General features: G+C 38.2%; 17 protein-coding genes. 4 read left to right on the forward strand and 13 right to left on the reverse strand.

Translation table 11 applies throughout. The features are described 5' to 3' along the window. Nucleotide 1 precedes the first annotated feature (1 nt). Nucleotides 2-2,791, reverse strand: a complete 2,790-nt coding sequence (locus M2306_RS08475; RefSeq protein WP_498882818.1) for a SusC/RagA family TonB-linked outer membrane protein — start codon at nucleotides 2,789-2,791, stop codon at nucleotides 2-4. Beyond that, nucleotides 2,682-3,077 (reverse strand): carboxypeptidase-like regulatory domain-containing protein, encoded by a 396-nt coding sequence (locus M2306_RS08480; RefSeq protein ID WP_498882819.1) that lies wholly within the window; start codon nucleotides 3,075-3,077, stop codon nucleotides 2,682-2,684. The genes M2306_RS08475 and M2306_RS08480 overlap by 110 nt, the downstream gene beginning before the upstream one ends. Nucleotides 3,078-3,270: 193 nt before the next feature. Here M2306_RS08480 and M2306_RS08485 point away from each other — a divergent pair, with 193 nt between their 5' ends. Beyond that, nucleotides 3,271-4,257 (forward strand): Ca2+-dependent phosphoinositide-specific phospholipase C, encoded by a 987-nt coding sequence (locus tag M2306_RS08485; RefSeq protein WP_259188217.1) that lies wholly within the window; start codon nucleotides 3,271-3,273, stop codon nucleotides 4,255-4,257. 374 nt (nucleotides 4,258-4,631) lie between these two features. Here the strand turns inward: M2306_RS08485 and M2306_RS08490 are convergent, their stop codons facing one another. Continuing rightward, complete coding sequence (locus tag M2306_RS08490) at nucleotides 4,632-6,311, reverse strand: metallophosphoesterase (RefSeq protein WP_498882820.1); 1,680 nt, start codon at nucleotides 6,309-6,311, stop codon at nucleotides 4,632-4,634. Further along, nucleotides 6,311-7,072, reverse strand: a complete 762-nt coding sequence (locus tag M2306_RS08495) for a PI-PLC domain-containing protein (RefSeq protein WP_259188214.1) — start codon at nucleotides 7,070-7,072, stop codon at nucleotides 6,311-6,313. Before M2306_RS08495 ends, M2306_RS08490 begins: the two co-directional genes overlap by 1 nt. A gap of 273 nt (nucleotides 7,073-7,345) precedes the next feature. Between M2306_RS08495 and M2306_RS08500 the strand changes: the two genes are divergently transcribed. After that, complete coding sequence (locus M2306_RS08500; protein WP_060873087.1) at nucleotides 7,346-8,029, forward strand: cell division ATP-binding protein FtsE; 684 nt, start codon at nucleotides 7,346-7,348, stop codon at nucleotides 8,027-8,029. 6 nt (nucleotides 8,030-8,035) lie between these two features. After that, nucleotides 8,036-8,899, forward strand: a complete 864-nt coding sequence (locus M2306_RS08505; RefSeq protein WP_259188212.1) for a glycosyltransferase family 2 protein — start codon at nucleotides 8,036-8,038, stop codon at nucleotides 8,897-8,899. Here the strand turns inward: M2306_RS08505 and M2306_RS08510 are convergent. Together M2306_RS08510 and M2306_RS08515 are read right to left on the reverse strand one after the other, a co-directional pair. Then, on the reverse strand, nucleotides 8,874-9,968 hold the full coding sequence (locus M2306_RS08510) for a glycosyltransferase (RefSeq protein WP_259188210.1): 1,095 nt from the start codon (nucleotides 9,966-9,968) through the stop codon (nucleotides 8,874-8,876). The two genes, M2306_RS08505 and M2306_RS08510, sit on opposite strands and share 26 nt — an antisense overlap. After that, nucleotides 9,950-11,101, reverse strand: coding sequence for a glycosyltransferase (locus M2306_RS08515; protein WP_259188208.1), 1,152 nt, complete (start codon nucleotides 11,099-11,101; stop codon nucleotides 9,950-9,952). Before M2306_RS08515 ends, M2306_RS08510 begins: the two co-directional genes overlap by 19 nt. A 41-nt stretch (nucleotides 11,102-11,142) precedes the next feature. On the opposite strand from M2306_RS08515, the gene M2306_RS08520 reads away from it, so the two are divergent. Then, entirely contained in the window at nucleotides 11,143-12,234 is a 1,092-nt protein-coding gene (locus M2306_RS08520; protein ID WP_259188206.1) for a glycosyltransferase, read from the forward strand. On the opposite strand, the gene M2306_RS08525 is transcribed toward M2306_RS08520, so the two are convergent. The 7 genes from M2306_RS08525 to thrS form a co-directional block, all read right to left on the reverse strand. Further along, a complete protein-coding gene (locus M2306_RS08525) occupies nucleotides 12,217-12,642 on the reverse strand; it encodes a sugar 3,4-ketoisomerase (RefSeq protein ID WP_115089815.1) in 426 nt (141 codons plus the stop codon). The genes M2306_RS08520 and M2306_RS08525 overlap by 18 nt on opposite strands. Beyond that, a complete protein-coding gene (locus tag M2306_RS08530; protein ID WP_259188203.1) occupies nucleotides 12,643-13,938 on the reverse strand; it encodes an O-antigen translocase in 1,296 nt (431 codons plus the stop codon). Continuing rightward, nucleotides 13,938-15,035, reverse strand: a complete 1,098-nt coding sequence (locus M2306_RS08535; RefSeq protein WP_115089813.1) for a DegT/DnrJ/EryC1/StrS family aminotransferase — start codon at nucleotides 15,033-15,035, stop codon at nucleotides 13,938-13,940. Before M2306_RS08535 ends, M2306_RS08530 begins: the two co-directional genes overlap by 1 nt. 662 nt (nucleotides 15,036-15,697) lie before the next feature. Beyond that, entirely contained in the window at nucleotides 15,698-16,042 is a 345-nt protein-coding gene (gene rplT, locus M2306_RS08540) for a 50S ribosomal protein L20 (protein ID WP_002991328.1), read from the reverse strand. A gap of 114 nt (nucleotides 16,043-16,156) precedes the next feature. Further along, nucleotides 16,157-16,354 (reverse strand): 50S ribosomal protein L35, encoded by a 198-nt coding sequence (rpmI, locus tag M2306_RS08545; RefSeq protein ID WP_002991327.1) that lies wholly within the window; start codon nucleotides 16,352-16,354, stop codon nucleotides 16,157-16,159. 63 nt (nucleotides 16,355-16,417) lie between these two features. Continuing rightward, complete coding sequence (infC, locus tag M2306_RS08550) at nucleotides 16,418-16,924, reverse strand: translation initiation factor IF-3 (RefSeq protein ID WP_002991325.1); 507 nt, start codon at nucleotides 16,922-16,924, stop codon at nucleotides 16,418-16,420. Nucleotides 16,925-17,026: 102 nt separating this feature from the next. Then, the gene (gene thrS / locus M2306_RS08555; RefSeq protein ID WP_115089812.1) at nucleotides 17,027-18,979 is read right to left on the reverse strand and encodes a threonine--tRNA ligase; all 1,953 of its coding nucleotides are present in this window, start codon (nucleotides 18,977-18,979) and stop codon (nucleotides 17,027-17,029) included. Nucleotides 18,980-19,021 lie beyond the last annotated feature (42 nt).

Raw genomic sequence — 19,021 nt, forward strand, 5'->3', positions numbered from 1 at the left:
ATTAAAATTTCACAGTTAATCCAAATAGGAATGTTTTTGACGTTGGATAAGATGTATAATCAACGCCTATTGATTGGTTTCCACCTGTTGCTTTGTTTGAGTTAATTAGCGGATCATATCCTGAATAACCTGAGAGAGTCAATAAGTTTTGTCCACTAACATAAAAGTTCATGCTATCCAACCATTTTAAATCTTTCAATGGAACAGTATAACCTAAACGAACAGAATTCAAGCGAATGAAATCGGATTTCTCAATGTATAAATCCGAAAACTGAGGCGGATTACTGCTATTGGCTCCTGAATTGGCGTATTGTGTAGCGACATTTCGATCAGAGGCAAGATTATTGATATTCAACGCATTTAACATCGTATTATTCGCTAAATATCCTCCTGTTTGTCCAATAATAGAGAAGGAGAAATCCCAGTTCTTATACTTCATATACGAGTTGATACCAAACGTAAAATCGGGAATTGCACTTCCAGCAATCACACGATCATCCATACTGATGATACCATCCCCATTGACATCGCGGTACATATCTCTACCTTCTTCATCATATCCGATGTGATCCAAGGCATAAAAACTACCTAAAGCATACCCACTTTTGTAAATATTAGCCGTTACGCCTGATTGTCCAGGTCCTGAAATACTTCCAGAGAGGATTTGAGAAACAGGTAAATTCTTAATGGTATTAGATAAGAATGTTCCATTTACATCTACATTCCAAGAAAAATCGCCCTTATCAATGATATTTGATCCCAACATAAACTCAACACCTTTATTGACAATCTCTCCATCAATATTTACCCAAACATCAGACGTTGGACTTAATGGTTTAGAAGGGATATTCAAGATTGCTTCTGTAGTGGTTTTATTGAAGTAATCTAGTGTTCCATACAACTTATCATTCCATAAGCTAAAATCCACACCCACATTAAATTGGGTTACAACCTCCCATTTCAAATCGGGATTTGGTGTTCTAGAGATGGTAATACCTGGCATTAATTCTCCATCATCATTGAGGTAATATCCATCACTATAAGATTGAGAATAACTGGCTTGTGTAATTTTATTTTTCACTTCTTGGTTTCCTGTTTGTCCCCAACTCGCTCTTACCTTCAAGTTATTGACTACATTAGAATCCATCAAAAAGTTTTCTCTGTTGACATTCCATCCCAAAGCGAATGAAGGGAAATAGCCGTATTTGTTATTTTCTCCAAAACGAGTAGAACCATCCGCTCTTACAGAAGCTGTAACAAGGTATTTACCGTCAAAAGAGTAATTAAAACGCCCGAAGTACGACTGTAATTCATTTTCTTGACTATAACCAGAAACTCCGTTGAACTTTCCTTTATAACCAGGGTTATCCTTTGGAGATACACCATCATTTCGATCTGCAATTTCAGTAAAGTTTATCGTTGTTCCTGTATTGTAGAAATATTGATATGAAAAACCTCCTAAAACATCAAACTGATGTTTCCCAAAAGAGAAATCATAGGTCAAATAATGTTCTAATAGATGGGATTTACTTTCTACATTGGCTTGATAATATTGCCCACGAGGAGAGCGATCTGTAATATTTGGATAGATGGTTGTATTGCGTTCTGAATTACTCAAATCATATCCAAAGTTGAATTTATAATTTAAGTTAGGTAAGATTTTATATCCTAATTCTAAATTAGCTAATGCGCGAAGGGTTCTTGTTTCATCCTCATAAATATCTAATAAATACGCCGGGTTATAATGCGCATTCATATTGAAATTAGTGAACTCCCCATTTTTATCCTTTACACTCCACGTTGGATTAGCCATAAGCGCGTGAATCATCAGCTGTCCATCTGAACCTCCGTCATCAGAAGTTGGCACACCATCTTCTTTGATTTCACTTGCTGTTAAGTTCGCTTTAATGGTTAAACGGTCATTAAAGAATTTTTCTTCTCCATTGAAACGAGCGCTATTTCGATTGAACTCACTATTTTGAATAATTCCTTCTTGTTTCAAATTAGAGATTGATGCAAAATAACTTCCTCCTGATTTGGAACGTGTTCCAAAAGACAAGCTGTTATTTCTCGTCATAGCTGTTCTCAGAATTACATCTTGCCAATCGGTATTTCCACCATGATCAAAAGCAGGTTCTGTAATCTTGTTGCGATATTCATCTGCCGATAAGACGTCTAGTTTTTTGATGACACTCGAAAAACCAACAGAGCTATCAAATGTTAGCGTCGGCTCTTGAGAAGTTCCTTTTTTGGTTGTAATAATAACCACACCATTCGATCCTCGAGCTCCATAGATAGCAGCTGCAGAGGCATCTTTTAAGACTGTCATGGATTCAATATCACTTGCATTCAAGAAGTTCAATGGATTTTTAGCACTTGAGCTTCCAAAACCAACGTTACTTCCACCTGGTGATACATTTTCATTGGATAAAGGCATTCCATCTACCACAAATAAAGGAGTAGATCCGCTGCGAATTGATCCTATTCCGCGAATCGAAACATCAACTCCCGCACCAGGTTCTCCACTGGTTTGCACCACGCGAACACCGGACACTTTTCCTTGTAATAGTTGATCTGGTGAAATATTCACCCCATCTTTAAAGGTTGTAGGGCTTAATTGTGAAATTGCACCTGTTAAATCGCTTCTGTGTTTGTTTCCATATCCTACTTCTACTACAAGCTCATCTAGCATTTCTTGGCTTTCCTTCACCACGATTTGCACCGTATTTTGCGCAATCTTCGTTTTCTTGTGTTTGGTAACCAATAAATTCCACAACCACCACTTCTCCAATGCGCGCCTTTATTTCAAATGTCCCATTTTCGTCAGACTGCACTGCACGTTGTGTTCCTTTGATGTAAACCGTAGCAAATGCAACAGGTGAACCTTTCTCGTCCACAATTTTTCCTTTGATTTTTTCTTCCTGTACAAATGTCAATTCTTCTTTTGTAATCACATGGGCTCCAGGTTTTAAATGAGCAAATGCTGTTGTTGAACACAAAAGAATCATACAAGTACCAAATGATTTCCATTTAAAAAGGGCTTTTAATAAATGAAAATGAATGAGTCTTCTCTTCATGATTTAGTTTTAGTTTCAGTCTTGCAAAAGAATGCATCCAATGTTACCTCAGGTTTATTTCAACTTTATAATACCTTGATTAAATCATTACCAAAAAGGGCTGATGACAAACAAAGAATAACAATCACATAATAAAGGAGATAGCCCAAAACAAGAGGTATCCCTGTATTTTAGGCCCAAAGAAATCAAGAAGATGAAACAATTTATTTTTACACTCCTTATTGGAGGTTCACTAGCGAGTTATGCACAACAAGTGCCTTTACACCAAATTCAAGTCATCGGTTCGCACAATAGTTATAAGAAAGCGATTCACCCCAAATTGTATCAGCATTTGCTAGACAAAAATGCGCAGGTTCAAACACTTTATTATGAGCATCCCTCAATAGAAACACAATTAAACTTAGGGTTGAGAAATTTAGAGCTGGATATCTGGAAGGATGAGCAAGGAAATAAATATGCGAATCCAAGTGGGACGGCTATCTCAGGTGAAACCTACGAATGGACGGCTGCCATGGCTAAACCGGGGTATAAAATTTTCCATATGCCTGATGTTGATTTTGAAACCCATCAGCCCGATTTCATCCAACAGCTTCGAGAGTTAAAACAATGGTCTGAACAAAATCCAACGCATGAAACGATCTTCATTACCTTGGAATTAAAGGATGATAAAAAGGATACTACTACCGTGTTTACGCAAGCCAATATTCAAGAAATAAATACCCTTATTACTCAAGAATTGACCAGTAAACACCTGATTACTCCAAAAGAATTAAAACGCAAGACTGACTTTATTCAATGGCCTACAGTGGATGAAAGTAGAGGGAAATTTGTATGGATTATTGATAATACGGATTACCGTTTGGACTTATTTGATGCCATCGCCCTAGGTGATTTGGCTGTATTTCTTAACGTTCCCTTTACGCACCCAAAAGCGGGATGTATGATTCTCAATGACCCTTATGATGCAACTATTCCCAAATTAGCTGAAAAAGGAGTGATTATCCGAACACGAGCGGATGATAGTACGAAACAAGCGAGAGCAAATGATTATTCTACATTTGAACAGGCAAAGAAATCAAAAGCTCAAATTATTACAACGGATTATTATGTTCCTAGTCAGCTTTTTCCTTCTACTTATAAAGTTATTTTTGATCAGGGTACTTATGTGCGAATGCAGTAAGTGGTGAGATTGATGAAGGGGTGAGGTTTGTGCTTTGTGAGGTTTGTGCTTTGTGAAGTGCCTTACCCCTCATCGCCTCATCGCCTTTTTTTCAGAATTTATCTTGTTACTTGGCAAATTGCCATTTGCCACTACGCGATTTTACATCACACCCTCTCATCGCCTTTTATACCTGATAATCAATTCAAATGGGCGAATTGCCATTCGCCCCTACGGGATTTTACATCACACCCTCTCATCGCCTTTTATACCTGATAATCAATTCAAATAGACAAATTACCATTCGCCCCTACGGGATTTTACATCACACCGCCTCACCCACAACCCATAACTCCAAACCCATAACCCATAACCTTTTATACCTGATAATCAATTCAAATAGACAAATTACCATTCGACCCTACGGACGTGGGGATTAAATTGCACAGAATTACAATTAATTTTTCTAAATCACTGGTATTATCTTGTTTGACAATCCATTGTTTCCATTGGGTATACAATTCGATTCGCTCTGGATTGATTTCTCTCAGCCCAATATCACTGCCGTTTCGAAGCAAATACAAATCAAAGAGCAGTATTTTAAAATCTAATTTTTGTGCTTCTAACACACTGCCTTTACCCAACGTTGCTTTCATTTCAATTGGCATGAATAGCTCTAAACTTGTTGCTTCTTTATACGGTTTCCATTTTTCATGTCCAAAATCACTGTGATAGAAACGATGTTCACTGAGGTATTTGAGGTGATTTTTAGTCAAAGCATAATAATTCTTCGCTTGTAGAAAATCGTCATACTGCCCTTGAGTATTTTCTTTTTGATAGCGATCAAACAGCGCATCAAATTGTGCTACCTCTTGTAATTCAACTGTTTGAATAGCTATTTCTTCATTCTTAATTTCAACTACTTTATACGCAGGTGGATAGGCGGCTAAAGAAGGAACCTGTATATTCTGTAAGGCTAAATTCCCTTGTTTTTTCACACTTTGCTGGTGAATGTGCATATGACCCGCAAAATGCAAAGACAAGCCTGTCTCTAACCACAGCTGTTGGGTTTCTACTTTGGGAACACGATTCAACTGAAATTGATTCTTCCCTAATAGTGCAGTTAAAGCAGCCGTTTGTTCTGTATTAAAATCCAACAGTGGATAATGCCCAAAAGCGAGTAGTTTTTTCCCTCTTTTTTTCGCTTCTTCTACTACGGTTTTAATCCAATGCAGTAAATACATTCTCTCTTCGATTTGATGATATCCATCGCTTTTATTTTTAAACGTAGTTGCATTCACTTGTTGATACATATTACCATCAATCGCTAAAATCCACACCCCTTCTATAGGCTCCACGAGGTAAGTAAAATCAGTATAAGTCACCCCTTGACTCACATATTGTCGTTGTGCCAAACTAAAGTCTTGTTCTTTGGTATACGTTTCATACGCAAATGGATGAAAAGGCGTGGTATAAAACACATCCGTTGCTCTTGGTTGGAGTCCGAAGGTTTTTATGTACGGATACATGGAAGCATAGCCTAGTTCTTTCATTGGAGGATAGACTTGATCCTCTTTCGTTTTGACTAGATTGACATCAGAATACACGCCTATCACACGTCCCTCTTGCGTTAAAAAATCTGCTTTTCCGCTTTCTCGATCCAACTGATTCACTGCCTCATGATTGCCATTCGTTAGCAGAAAACGCATCCCATAGTGTTCTTCGAATTCTGTCAATAAAGCTTGGGTTGCTCTGAGGTTTACTTCTTGCCCATCATCGGTATAATCTCCACTGATGAGTACGATGCGCACCCCTTGCGCTGCTAAATCAACTAATGCTTGTCGAAAGGCAAAATAATTTTCATTGAACAATCGCGTAGAAGCCATCTGACCCGATAATGATCGTATAAATTCATATGTATTTGTTTGTGAATTGTAAAAGGGCTGCAAAGCAGCAGTGGGTTCTTTGAGGTAGATGTCATGTAAATGAGGGTCAGATAGCACACCGATTTTCACTCCCTCTTGTGCCCATCCACAAGCGCTCCAAAACAAAAGAACAACATAAAATCGCTTCATCATTTTCCTGTTTTATTTTCGAAATACAACCTCAAAGCAGCAGGTGTATCCGTATTGATGTAATCCACTTCTAAATCATATAAAGTTTGCCAAGCTTCTGGTGTATCTGGCGTAGCCCAAAAGCGAATCGGCCTTTGCATTTGCTGCGCTTGTACAATTCTTCGTCTTAGTTCTACTTTGTCTTTTTCTGGTAATTCCCCTACTCCTTTCCAAGTGGAGATGGATTGAAAATTATAACTCACCAAGCCAATTTTTTCTAGAATATCAGCTTCATTCTGCCAAGTATCCTGCACTTGTAAATCAATCATCACATAAGCTGGTACATGCAAAAAAGAACGAAGCGACGGCTTATTTCCTGAAATAACGAATTGAATCTTGTGTTTTTCAATCATCGTTTCGTACTTTTTTAATAACGGCACTAACAACGCCATCGAGGCTTGTGCATCTCCTTTCAAATCCACCAAAAACTGTAGATGGTCCGGATGACCAAATCCCATATTAACTGCTTGTTGTAAGGGCTCTAAATACAAACGCTCTATTGTTCGCTCTAGTTTAGCATCTTCCACATCATGTGCTACAAACAACGCTTGATCAACTAAAACTAAATCAATTTCAATGGAATTCATCCCTTGACTATACGCGTTCCAAAAGGGAACATTTCGATCATAATCATTGTGCGAATGAAATCGAATCGCTTTGTTTTGTGCTTGTACGAGGGTACAACAACAAAGCCATCCTAAAATAAAAGTTATTTTTCTCATACTTTATCTCTTGTTCTACTGTCTATCTCCCTATTTCTTTGGGTTTCACAGCGGTTAAAAGTATAAAGAATGCCATTCCAAAATGAGGTACTACCCATAACTTAAAGTAGAGTTAACCCTAAACTAAGAAATTCGACCTTCTACTTCTTGCTTCCTTACACTAATTTAAAGTAGGATCTGTTACTTTTTTAAAAACTCTGGTGTAAAACCCATCGTTCTCCTTCCATAAATCAGGTCTTTTTTGTACTTTTACCTTTTAATTCGTACGGAACTATGTCAAGAGTAATTTTATCTTTAGCAGGTGTAAATATTTACCAAAACAAACACCAGGTTTTATCTAATGTAAACTTAGAGGTGAATAAAGGTGAATTCCTTTATATTATTGGTAAAACAGGAGCAGGAAAAAGTAGTTTCATGAAAACGCTTTATGCTGATTTAGCCTTAACTGAAGGAGAAGGAACGATTGTTGACTATGATCTAAAGAAATTAAAAGAAAAAGACATTCCTTTTTTACGTCGTTCATTGGGTATTGTTTTTCAAGACTTTAAACTACTACCTGATCGCAATGTGTACGGCAATCTACAATTTGCTTTAAAGGCAACCGGATGGTCTGAGCAAGAAGCAATTGACAGACGTATTGAAGAAGTATTAGAGCGCGTGGGTATGTTGTCGCATTTAAAGAAAATGCCGCACCAACTTTCGGGTGGAGAACAACAGCGTATTGCTATTGCACGTGCACTATTAAATGATCCTGATTTGATTTTAGCGGATGAGCCTACTGGAAACTTAGATCCACAAACAAGCGCTGAAGTGATGGAATTATTGTTAGAAATCAACAAAAATGGACGTACTATTATTATGGTTACGCATGACTATGCCCTCTTGTTGAAATATCCTGCTAAAACACTAAAATGTGATGATGGTTCTCTTTTTGAAGTGATTCACCGCACCTCGTAACACCCTATGTTATCTATTGTTATACCGGTATATAATTACAATATTCTACCACTCGTAGAACGATTGCATCAAGAAGCGTCTACTTTGAACCTCCCTTTTGAACTGTTGGTTTGTGACGATGCTTCGACTCAGGTATTTCATCAGCAACAAATTGAAGCATTACCCCATACTCGTTGGTTGACTAATACAGTGAATCAATACGTGGCCTATACCCGTAATCGATTGCTAAAAGAAGCGCAATATCCTTGGGTTTTAGTCCTAGATGCAGATGTTATGCCTGTTTCTCCCACTTTTATTCAAGATTACCTTGCCCAACGCGAAACAGGGGTATTCTTTCAAGGTGGATTTACTTATCCTCCTATTGAAGCTGGTCAACAGCAATCGCTTCGCTTAACTTATGGTCGGGCAGTTGAACAGCACAACCACCTTCACTCTTGTTGCAATCTCTTTTTTAATCAAAACGTACTGCAGCTTCAGTTTGATGAAACAATTACGACTTATGGATATGAAGATACTTTATTTTTCTTGGCCTTAGCCAAACGTCAGATTGACGTTATCCGATTACCGAATCCAGTTGTTCACCACAGTACAGAAAGCAACCATACCTATTTAGAACGCAGCAAACAAGCGTGTTGGGAATTGGTGCGTTTGCTTGATCAAAACAAGATAAATACAGCAGACGTACAACTGAGTCGCCGATATAAGCAACTAGAACAATTGCATCTAACAACTCTTCTTTCGGGAATTGATTGGCTTTTAGGCACGCGTATTCAACGCAACCTCTTAGGAGCAAATCCGTCGATGACGGGGTTCAAGCTTTTTAAATTGTTAGCTTTTCACAAAGCTAAACGAGCGCATTTAAAAAAGTAATCCAACGCTGTAATACAACGGATTGATCATACTGTTGCATGTCTTTTTGCGCTTGCATCCCCAATTGTTTTCGAATTTCAGGTTGACGCATTAGATTCAAACAACAATCAATCATCGTTTGCTCGTCATTCAATGCAACGAGATACCCATTCTTACCATTATTAATCAAATCCGCAGGACCATAATCCACATCAAAGGCAACAACAGGAACCGCTAGTGACATCGCTTCTAAAAAAGCCATAGGCATTCCCTCCATCCAAGAGGTGTGCAACAGAAACGCACTGGCTTCTATTTCACGATAAACCTCTTCCACTTCCCCTTTCCAGATTACGGATTCATTGGTATTTTCTTTTAATTGCGCAACATAAGAAGGAGCACCTGTTCCACAAATCACCAAACGCCAATCAGGTTCTACTGCCTGCACTTGCTTCCAAATAGACAAAAGTGCTTCATAGTTTTTTTCTGGAACCAAACGACCAACAGCAATAACCTGCTGACTTGTAGATGACGGTTGATTTCGTGTAGTTTTCTCTAGTTCAATCCAATTGGGTATCACCGTTATATTGCTGTGTTTCCAATCTTTTTTTGACTGTTCATTTAGGACGATAAGTCCCGTAAAACGGTTACTCAACCACAAGGTAATGTGATCCATGAGCATGCGTTTAACCTTCGATTGAATAGGCGTCAATAAAAAATTACGCGATCCATGTACTTCAAGGTATATTGGAACCTTCGTCTGTAAGAAATAGGAAGCAAAATACCCTTTAATTCCGTTGTCCAAAACAAAAATAACATCCGGATGAAACGCTTCAACCCCCTGTTCTTGAACGAAATTATAATAGCGTCGCATCTGGGTCATTGTGCGAACAGGCGAAGAATAAAACTGCCATTGTACCTGAGCATCAAAAACATAAAAAGGTTGCTCACTGGTGTCATTTGTGCTAATAATTCGCACTTGATGTCCCAATTGAACAAAAGCTACTGTTTTTTGACTGAGTATACGCGCTACTCCTCCACCGCCTGTACTAGACGTGGTGATATACAGTATTTTTAGTTTCTTGATTCCCATGTATTCATGTACTGATTGGCAATTATTTTACAGTCGTGAATCTGCTGTACAAATGCTTGTGCTCGTTGTCCGATTTCATTTATTACAGCCTTATTATCGATCAACTCACTCAATTTATCGACTAAATAAGCAACATCAGGTTTAGCTGAAATACACACCTCGTCTTCCTTGAGTTGATATTGAAGTAAGAAATCCGCTGATGCACCCGTACAGACTACTTTTCCTTTAGCCATAGCCTCTAAGGCATTGTACCCTTGATCTTTTGAAAACACTTGATCCAAAACAATATGTGCTTTCTCTTGTGCTTTTTGATAAGTAACATAAGGCAATTGCTCTGCAATAACTACTTCGATTTGATTTCCATATTTTGTTTGGATATGCGCTAAGGCTTCTTCAAAATACCCAATTCCCTTTTGATAGTAATTGCCGCGATTGATCCCCAAGAAAATACACACGCGATTGATTTCCTTAGCCTTGAATGGTTGAATCCCCTCTAACACTACGGGATGTGGAATCAACCCTACATACTTGGGGTGGAATTTGTTTGGATTAACATAATCCAGATCACTAGCAATAATTCCCTTGCAGTGTTCCACAATCAGCTGTTGGGTTTTGATTACCCCTTTTTGGCGATATACATCCACGTAGGCGTAATGCGCTTTTAAATCGGGTTGCGTAAACAACGGTTGGAGCAAAGATAATTCTGCTGGATGCGCAGTCAAGTACTGTAAACCATGTACATCGATTCCACAAGAAAGGAGAAATACTTTTTTATTTTGAGTAAACACTTGGTTGAGCAGTTTCCTTTCCCAAGATGCCCCTGTTTGAATCGGGCGATCATTAATTAACTGCACGACGTCAAAATCTTTCAATTTCTTCAGCTGTCGTTGGGCTCTCCATCCTGTTTCTAGTTCAGCGATATCCCATCGAACAATCTTGTGTATGGCTTTGCGAATAAACGTGCCCCATCGGCTGTATGTCCAAGAAGGACGAATAGATAGATCTACTTGAAAATCTTTGAATTTATCCCCATCTCCCATCAACACAACTTCGTCTACCCCCTTGTGTTGGGATAGCCCTTTTTTCAAGGCAGAATGTAATCCACTATAATCTCCAATTAAAAGTATTCTCATTATCTTAGCCGTGATTTGCTCAAATGTACGTTTATCTTTTTATGTCTCAAAGGAAAATAAAAATAGCTCTACTTGGTGATACCCTTGCAAATGGTGGTGCAGAACGCATCCACAGTACGCTCTCTTTGTATTTGGAACAACAAGGTTTTGAAGTACACAACATCATCAACTTAGATGCTATTGCTTATCCGTATGGAGGTGTATTATACAATTTAGGGCCGTTCCAAACGCCTCATTTTTCACTGCGCAATAAATTCAAACGCTTTAAGCTTTTCCGTCAGTACATCCAAACCAATGCTTTCGATTATCTCATTGATTTTAGAACGCGAAGTAAACCGTTGACTGAAGTTTTACTTCAGTATTGGGTCTTTGATCATTGGTATATTCCAACGGTTCACAGCTCCCATCTTCCTTGGTACTTTACAACGCGTCCCTTTTGGGGAAAACGCATCTATCACAAAGCCAAACAGATTATTTGTGTGAGTCAAGCCATTGCGGATCAAGTCAAAGCGACCTATCACTATACGCAAGTGCAAACGCTGTACAATCCCATCGATCTAGAGACTATTCAACAGCAAGCGCAAGGCAGCTCTCCTTTTCAAGGGAAACGCTATATAGTTGCTTGTGGCCGAATGGATTCGACAATCAAGCAATTCGATCGTTTAATTGAAACCTATGCCCAAAGCGTACTACCCCAACAAGGTATTGATTTAGTTATTATAGGTGCGGGTCAGTATAAACAACAACTAGACGAACAAATACAAGCCCTACAGCTAACAACATCGGTTCACTTACCTGGGTTCCTAGAAAATCCTTTTCCGATTTTTAAAGACGCTTTGTTTTTTGTGCACAGCAGTCGACTAGAAGGTTTTCCGACTGTTTTATTAGAGGCTTTGGCTTGTGGAATACCGGTTGTTAGTTTTGATTGTCCTACGGGTCCAAGTGAAATTATTCAATCCAATTACAATGGGTTACTCCTTGAGAATCAAAATTTTGAAGCATTAAAAGAGGCTATAGAATTACTTGCCTTGGATGATACTAAACGAAATGCACTACAAGCCAATGCAGTAAAGTCAGTCTTGCCTTTTGATATTCAAGCTATTGGTCAACAGTGGTTAGCACTCTTGCGTTAAAGCTACAGATTCTAGGAATACATCATAGGATCGGATATAATCGCTTTCATCATATACCCCAGAATTAACGGTCAAACAAATCGTACCGGGATAAAAGTTTTCCAAGACACTCCAAACGCCAGGTTGCAACATCAACCCTTTTGTTGGATCGTTTAGCACCACTTTTCTCTTTTGGATGCCATCATCCAAGATCACTTCAAAACTTCCATTAAGTGCAAAGAGCACCGTTGTTTGTTCTTTGTGTGCATGCCCTCCTCTGCTTTTATCTTGAGGAACATCGTAAATAAAAAATACGCGTTTTATTTCAAAGGGAATAACTTCTCCTTGAATCACAGCGAGATTTCCTCTTTCGTCACTTATTTCAGGAACAATAATCTCACTACAATCAAAAATGGTATATTTTTTCATTTATTCTTGGCTATGTTTAGACTCCGAACGGCTAAAATACCAAGAAAAATAGACAACTAAAACACAACTGTAAATTATATACGCCAAAGTATAACCTAAAGTTGCTGCTTCGATACCGAAATGCCCAATCAAGAGGTAAGTCAATCCATAAAAACAACTAAAAAACAAGGTTTCACAAAGGAGATAAGGCCACAATAAACATTCAGTATAAAATAATAGTCCATAAATCAGAACAGCTCCTTTGATAAAATCACCCACCAATTGCCATTGCATATACTCAATCATAGGGCTAAAGCTATCGTCCAAAACCAAGGGAATAATCCAGCTACGCGTAAAATAAACGACTAGTAATCCCAAGGCAAACAACGGCAATACACCAGTTAGGTAGAGTCGGATGACTTTTTTCTTCTCTTGATACTGTTGGGCTTCTGCTAATTTGGGTAAAAAATAGGTAAAAGCCAAGGTGGTAATAAACAACATGTAAATCCCCGATATGCGTTGAATTCCCTCCCAAATACCTGCGAGTTCTACTCCTGTATTGTGCATGAGCAACTTGCGTACCCACAACAAGCATAACGGACTAACAACGGCAGAAAACAAAGCCATCACAGCATAGGAGAACAACGGTTTGATCAAGGAAAAATCAAACGGTTGCCATTTCAATTGCAGCATTTGTTTCACCCAAAAGAGGGAAACAAAAAACAGAATTACAGGGCTTAGGATCATCGCAAACAAGGCTCCACTTAATCCTTGGGTATATACGAGGTAAAAAGTTAAGAGCAATCCTGATATATTGCCTATAATATTGAGATATATAACTTTTTTAAACTGCGCTAATCCGGTCAAAAAGGCAATCCATATTCCGTTTAGCACTTGTAAAGGAAAAACAAAAGCCAAGCAGATAAATAGTTTAGGCATGGAAAAAGCCCCTGCAAAGAGATACTGATCGATTTGTTCTCGCCCTAAAAATAATCCCAAGGAAACCGCCAATAAAATACCAAGCATAAAGCGCAGTAAAGTGGTCACAAATTGCTCAATTCGCTGCTTATCCTCTCGATGGGAAGCCACATATTGCACAATTCCATTGGCTAATCCAAAGGAAGTAAAAGCTTCTAATGAGGCTAGCATATTACGGAAGTTTCCCATATATGCCATCCCAGAGGCACCCACAAACAAAGCAAGTATCTTAGCAGAAAACAAAGCCGTAATCAGCCGTACAACGATTCCTATTGTATTCAATAAGGTAACCGCAGTAAACTCGCTCTTCTTTATTTTTTGCCAAACTCCTCTACTCATTAATATGCGTTTATTGCTTGTATTACTTGTGTGATTTCTTCTTCTGTCATAAGGGGTGAAATTGGTATACTCACCACTTCTTGATGAATTAATTCTGTTACGGGCAATTGCAAATAACTAAACTCCACTAATGCTGGTTGCTGATGGGGTGGAATCGGATAATGAATTAACGTTTGAATCCCTTTCTCCAATAGATAACGTTGAAAATGCTCGCGTTCTGCTACACGAACAACAAAAAGATGAAAATTATGTGCTGCCTCAGACGAAAGGTGAGGTAAAATAATTTTGACGTTTTTAATCTCACGCATATAGCGGTAAGCCACTTTCAGTCGCTTTTGATTGTCTGTATCGAGATTTGGTAACTTCAAATTGAGGATGGCCGCTTGAATTTCATCCAAACGCGAATTGTATCCCTTGTACTTATTTTGATATTTGATGTGTGAACCATAATTGCGAGTCGCACGAATAACTTCTACCAAATCCAAATGGTTGGTCGTAATTGCTCCTCCATCTCCTAAGCAACCTAGATTCTTACTCGGATAAAAACTAAAGGCTGCTGCATCACCAAAGCCACCTGCTTTGTATCCATTTAAGGTAGTTCCATGCGCTTGTGCCGCATCTTCAATTAGCAGTAACCCTCTATCGTGGCAATAGTGTTTGATCTTGTCCATCTCATAAACTTGTCCATATAAGTGAACAACAAGCACAGCTTTGGTAGAGGACGTCATGGAATACGCAATTCCATGTACATCTAAGGTATAACTATCTAAATTAGGTTCTACGAATACGGGGTTTAATCCACAATCCAACAAGGCTAAAATAGTCGCGATATAGGTATTCGCAGGGACTAAAACATCGTCACCTACACTTAGCTTACCCAATTTGATGTAGCCATCAAAAATTAACTTCAACGCATCTAATCCATTGCCTACCCCTACACAAAAGGAAGTACCACAATAGGCAGCAAAATGCTCTTCAAAGGTAACAACCTCTTGTCCAAGCATGTATATCCCATCATGAAACAGTTGTTTCACGCGCTGTAGATAGGCTTCTTCGTAATGTGAATTGATCTTTTGTAAGTCTAAAAATGCTATCATGAATGTAGAGCAGTATGAGTTAATTTATGTTCTAAATATACAGTAAAAAATGGTACGGTGAACGGTGGGGTGGTGAGATTGGTGGGGAGGTGAGAAGATTAGACGGTGAGAAGTGGTGAGGCGGTGAGATTGGTGAGATTGGTGAGGTGGTGAGACGATGAGGGGTGTGATGTAAAATCCCGTAGGGGCGAATGGCAATTCGCCCATTTGAATTGATAATCAGGTATAAAAGACGATGAGGGGTGTGATGTAAAATCCCGTAGTGGCAAATGGCAATTTGCCAAGGAACAAGATAAATTCTGGAAAAAAAGACGATGAGGGGGTGTGATGTAAAATCCCGTAGTGGCAAATGGCAATTTGCCAAGGAACAAGATAAATTCTGGAAAAAAAGACGATGAGGGGGTGTGATGTAAAATCCCGTAGTGGCAAATGGCAATGTGTCAAGTAACTAGATAAATTATGGGAACAAAGATTTTATTCTGTCGAATCTCATCGTCTCATCGCCTAACCTCTCACCACCTTAACCCTTAACCCTTAACCCTTAACCCTTAACCCTTACCTCACAAAAAGGCTTCGGTCCAAACCCTAAACAAAAAAGCCCTACTCAAGAGTAGGGCTTTTCACTATATTAAGTAAGAATAATCTGATTTGACAAACGTTTCTTATTTTACTTTATTAACGATAGCTGCAAAAGCTTCAGGGTGATTTGTAGCTAAATCTGCAAGAACTTTACGGTTCAATTCGATGTTATTAGCTTTCAATTTACCGATGAATACAGAATAGCTTAATCCGTGTAATCTTGCACCAGCGTTGATACGCATAATCCAAAGAGAACGGAAGTTTCTTTTCTTTTGTTTTCTATCACGGTAAGCATAAAGCATTGCTTTTTCTACCGCGTTTTTAGCTACTGTCCAAACGTTTTTACGTCTTCCAAAGTAACCTTTGGCTTGCTTCAAAATTCTTTTTCTTCTTGCTCTTGAAGCTACTGAGTTTACTGATCTTGCCATTTCTTTACAAGTGTTTTTTGTAGTGGGCGACTTTTACAAGTTCTTCTAAATTACTAAGCGCCACTCCAGGGTTATTAAATAAATTTAACCGAATCCAGTTCTAGTTTCCTAGAATTAGATTAATCTTAATTGATCTTTGATGCTGTGCTCATCTGCTTTAGATACTAAAGTAGAGTGAGTTAAAGCTAATTTACGCTTTTTAGATTTTTTAGTCAAAATGTGACTTTTGAAAGCGTGTTTTCTTTTGATTCTTCCAGTACCTGTTAGCTTGAAACGCTTCTTAGCACTAGATTTAGTTTTCATTTTAGGCATTTTGTTCCTAGGTATTATGATTATCTTACTTAATTCTATTTTTTAATTCTTTCAGTGAGAGAATTATTTTGTCTTCTTTTTAGGAGCGATAAACATAGTCATACGTTTTCCTTCCAATACAGGCATAGACTCTACTTTTCCGAATTCTTCTAAATCCTGCGCTAATCTCAATAACAAAATCTGTCCTTGATCCTTGTAGATGATAGAACGACCTTTAAAGAATACGAATGCTTTTAATTTAGCTCCTTCTTTTAAGAACTTTTCTGCATTCTTTTTCTTAAACTCATAGTCATGCTCATCAGTTTGCGGACCAAAACGAATTTCCTTAACGGTAATTTGCGTTGATTTAGCTTTCAACATTTTCTCGCGCTTCTTTTGCTCGTAAAGGAATTTTTTATAATCAATTACTTTACAAACGGGCGGTTCTGCATTGGGAGAAATCTCCACTAAATCTAATTCTTGCTCTTCAGCTAAACGCAAAGCGTCTGCTAGTTTATATACACCCGTTTCGACATTGTCTCCGACAAGTCGAACTTCAGGAACACGGATTGCGTTGTTTACTCGGTGCAAATCCTTCTTCTCTTCGCGAGGTCTAAATCCCCCTCTTTGTCTTACTGCTATGGCTTTAAAAATTTAAATGCTTGGTTCTACAAGCGTTATACATCATTTGTTTTATTCTCCAAATTGTTTCATTGATGAACTCACTTCTTTTTGAACAAAAGCAATAAATTCTTCAATTTTCATCGTTTGATTTGACTTTCCAGCATCTCCGTGTTTACGCACAGAAATCGTACCGTTTTTCTCTTCCTCTTCTCCTACAATCAGCATATAAGGGAATTTTTGTACCTCTGCTTCACGAATTTTCTTACCAATCGTCTCATTTCTATTATCAACGACCGCGCGAATTTCGTCATTTTCTAGCAAATCTAAAACTTTTTTCGCATATTTTTCATACTTCTCACTCAAAGACAGTATAATAGCTTGCTCCGGCATCAACCAAAGTGGGAAATTTCCACCTGTATGCTCCAACAAGATTGCGATAAAACGCTCCATCGATCCAAATGGTGCTCTGTGAATCATCACAGGTCTATGCAACTCATTATCAGATCCTTTATACGTTAATTCGAAACGCTCTGGTAAATTGTAATCTACTTGGATTGTTCCTAACTGCCAGCTTCTTCCTAAAGCATCCTTTACCATGAAGTCCAATTTTGGACCGTAGAAAGCAGCTTCCCCGCTCTCAATCACGTAATTTAATCCTTTATCTTGTGCTGCGTTAATAATCGCTTGTTCTGCTTTTTCCCAGTTCTCTACAGATCCGATATATTTATCTGGATTACTTAAATCGCGAACAGATACTTGAGCGGTAAAGTTTTCAAATCCTAAAGATCCAAAAACATAAAGCACCAAGTCAATTACTTTTTTGAATTCTTCATCCAATTGGTCTGGTGTACAGAAAATATGCGCATCATCTTGAGTAAATCCACGTACACGTGTTAATCCGTGTAGCTCTCCTGATTGCTCATAACGGTAAACCGTTCCAAACTCAGCAAAACGCTTTGGTAAATCTTTGTATGACCAAGGTCTTGCGTTGTAAATTTCACAGTGATGTGGGCAGTTCATTGGTTTTAACAAGAACTCTTCTCCTTCTACTGGTGTATGAATAGGTTGGAAACTATCTGCTCCATATTTAGCATAGTGACCTGAAGTAACATACAATTCTTTTTGTCCGATATGTGGTGTTACTACTTGTTCGTATCCTGCTTTTTTCTGTGCTTTACGCAAGAAATATTCCAATCGATCTCTCAAAGCAGCTCCTTTAGGCAACCATAAAGGCAACCCTTGTCCTACTTTTTGAGAGAATGTAAACAATTCTAATTCTTTTCCTAACTTACGGTGATCGCGTTTTTTTGCTTCTTCTAATAGAGCTAAATAATCCGTTAGATCTTTTTGTTTAGGGAATGAAATACCATATACGCGAGTTAGCTGTTTGTTTTTCTCATCTCCTCTCCAGTATGCACCAGCAATAGATAAGATTTTAAACGCTTTGATAATTCCTGTATTTGGAATGTGTCCTCCACGACATAAGTCAGTGAATGTATCGTGATCACAGAATGTAATTGTACCATCTGCTAAGTTCTCGATTAATTCAACTTTATATGGGTTTTCTTCTTTTTTATACATAGCTAATGCCTCTGCTTTAGAAGCTGAACGCATTGTAAACTCATGTTTACCTCTAGCTATTTCTAAAAATTTATCTTCAATTCTCTTAAAATCAGCATCCGTTACTTTGTGATCCATAAAATCAACGTCATAGTAGAAACCATTTTCGATTGCTGGACCAATTGTCAACTTAATGCCTGGGAATAATTCTAATAATGCTTGCGCCATTACGTGAGAAGAAGAATGCCAAAATGCTTTTTTCCCTTCTGTATCATTCCATGAATATAAAACTAAACTACCGTCCGTCGTCAAAGCAGTGGTGGTTTCGATGGTGGTACCATTGAAGTTGGCAGAAATAATATTTCTTGCTAAACCTTCACTTATACTTTTAGCAACATCGAAAGGAGTTACCCCTGAGGCAAACTCTTTCACTGATCCGTCTGGTAATGTAATTTTTATCATAATTATTTTTAAAAAATGAGTTGCAAAGATACAGGTTTTAGC

The sequence above is a fragment of the Myroides gitamensis genome, from assembly GCF_029894455.1.
In the GTDB taxonomy this organism is placed as follows: Bacteria; Bacteroidota; Bacteroidia; order Flavobacteriales; family Flavobacteriaceae; genus Flavobacterium; species Flavobacterium odoratum.

What these genes read in the sequence shown, in the direction of transcription:
- rplT (WP_002991328.1), bottom strand. Translation starts at nt 16,042, where the DNA reads ATGGCAAGATCAGTAAACTCAGTAGCTTCAAGAGCAAGAAGAAAAAGA.
- M2306_RS08535 (WP_115089813.1), bottom strand. Translation starts at nt 15,035, where the DNA reads ATGATAGCATTTTTAGACTTACAAAAGATCAATTCACATTACGAAGAA.
- thrS (WP_115089812.1), bottom strand. Translation starts at nt 18,979, where the DNA reads ATGATAAAAATTACATTACCAGACGGATCAGTGAAAGAGTTTGCCTCA.
- rpmI (WP_002991327.1), bottom strand. Translation starts at nt 16,354, where the DNA reads ATGCCTAAAATGAAAACTAAATCTAGTGCTAAGAAGCGTTTCAAGCTA.
- M2306_RS08490 (WP_498882820.1), bottom strand. Translation starts at nt 6,311, where the DNA reads ATGAAGCGATTTTATGTTGTTCTTTTGTTTTGGAGCGCTTGTGGATGG.
- M2306_RS08525 (WP_115089815.1), bottom strand. Translation starts at nt 12,642, where the DNA reads ATGAAAAAATATACCATTTTTGATTGTAGTGAGATTATTGTTCCTGAA.
- M2306_RS08515 (WP_259188208.1), bottom strand. Translation starts at nt 11,101, where the DNA reads ATGAGAATACTTTTAATTGGAGATTATAGTGGATTACATTCTGCCTTG.
- M2306_RS08500 (WP_060873087.1), top strand. Translation starts at nt 7,346, where the DNA reads ATGTCAAGAGTAATTTTATCTTTAGCAGGTGTAAATATTTACCAAAAC.
- M2306_RS08495 (WP_259188214.1), bottom strand. Translation starts at nt 7,072, where the DNA reads ATGAGAAAAATAACTTTTATTTTAGGATGGCTTTGTTGTTGTACCCTC.
- M2306_RS08505 (WP_259188212.1), top strand. Translation starts at nt 8,036, where the DNA reads ATGTTATCTATTGTTATACCGGTATATAATTACAATATTCTACCACTC.
- M2306_RS08530 (WP_259188203.1), bottom strand. Translation starts at nt 13,938, where the DNA reads ATGAGTAGAGGAGTTTGGCAAAAAATAAAGAAGAGCGAGTTTACTGCG.
- M2306_RS08480 (WP_498882819.1), bottom strand. Translation starts at nt 3,077, where the DNA reads ATGAAGAGAAGACTCATTCATTTTCATTTATTAAAAGCCCTTTTTAAA.
- M2306_RS08520 (WP_259188206.1), top strand. Translation starts at nt 11,143, where the DNA reads ATGTCTCAAAGGAAAATAAAAATAGCTCTACTTGGTGATACCCTTGCA.
- M2306_RS08510 (WP_259188210.1), bottom strand. Translation starts at nt 9,968, where the DNA reads ATGGGAATCAAGAAACTAAAAATACTGTATATCACCACGTCTAGTACA.
- M2306_RS08485 (WP_259188217.1), top strand. Translation starts at nt 3,271, where the DNA reads ATGAAACAATTTATTTTTACACTCCTTATTGGAGGTTCACTAGCGAGT.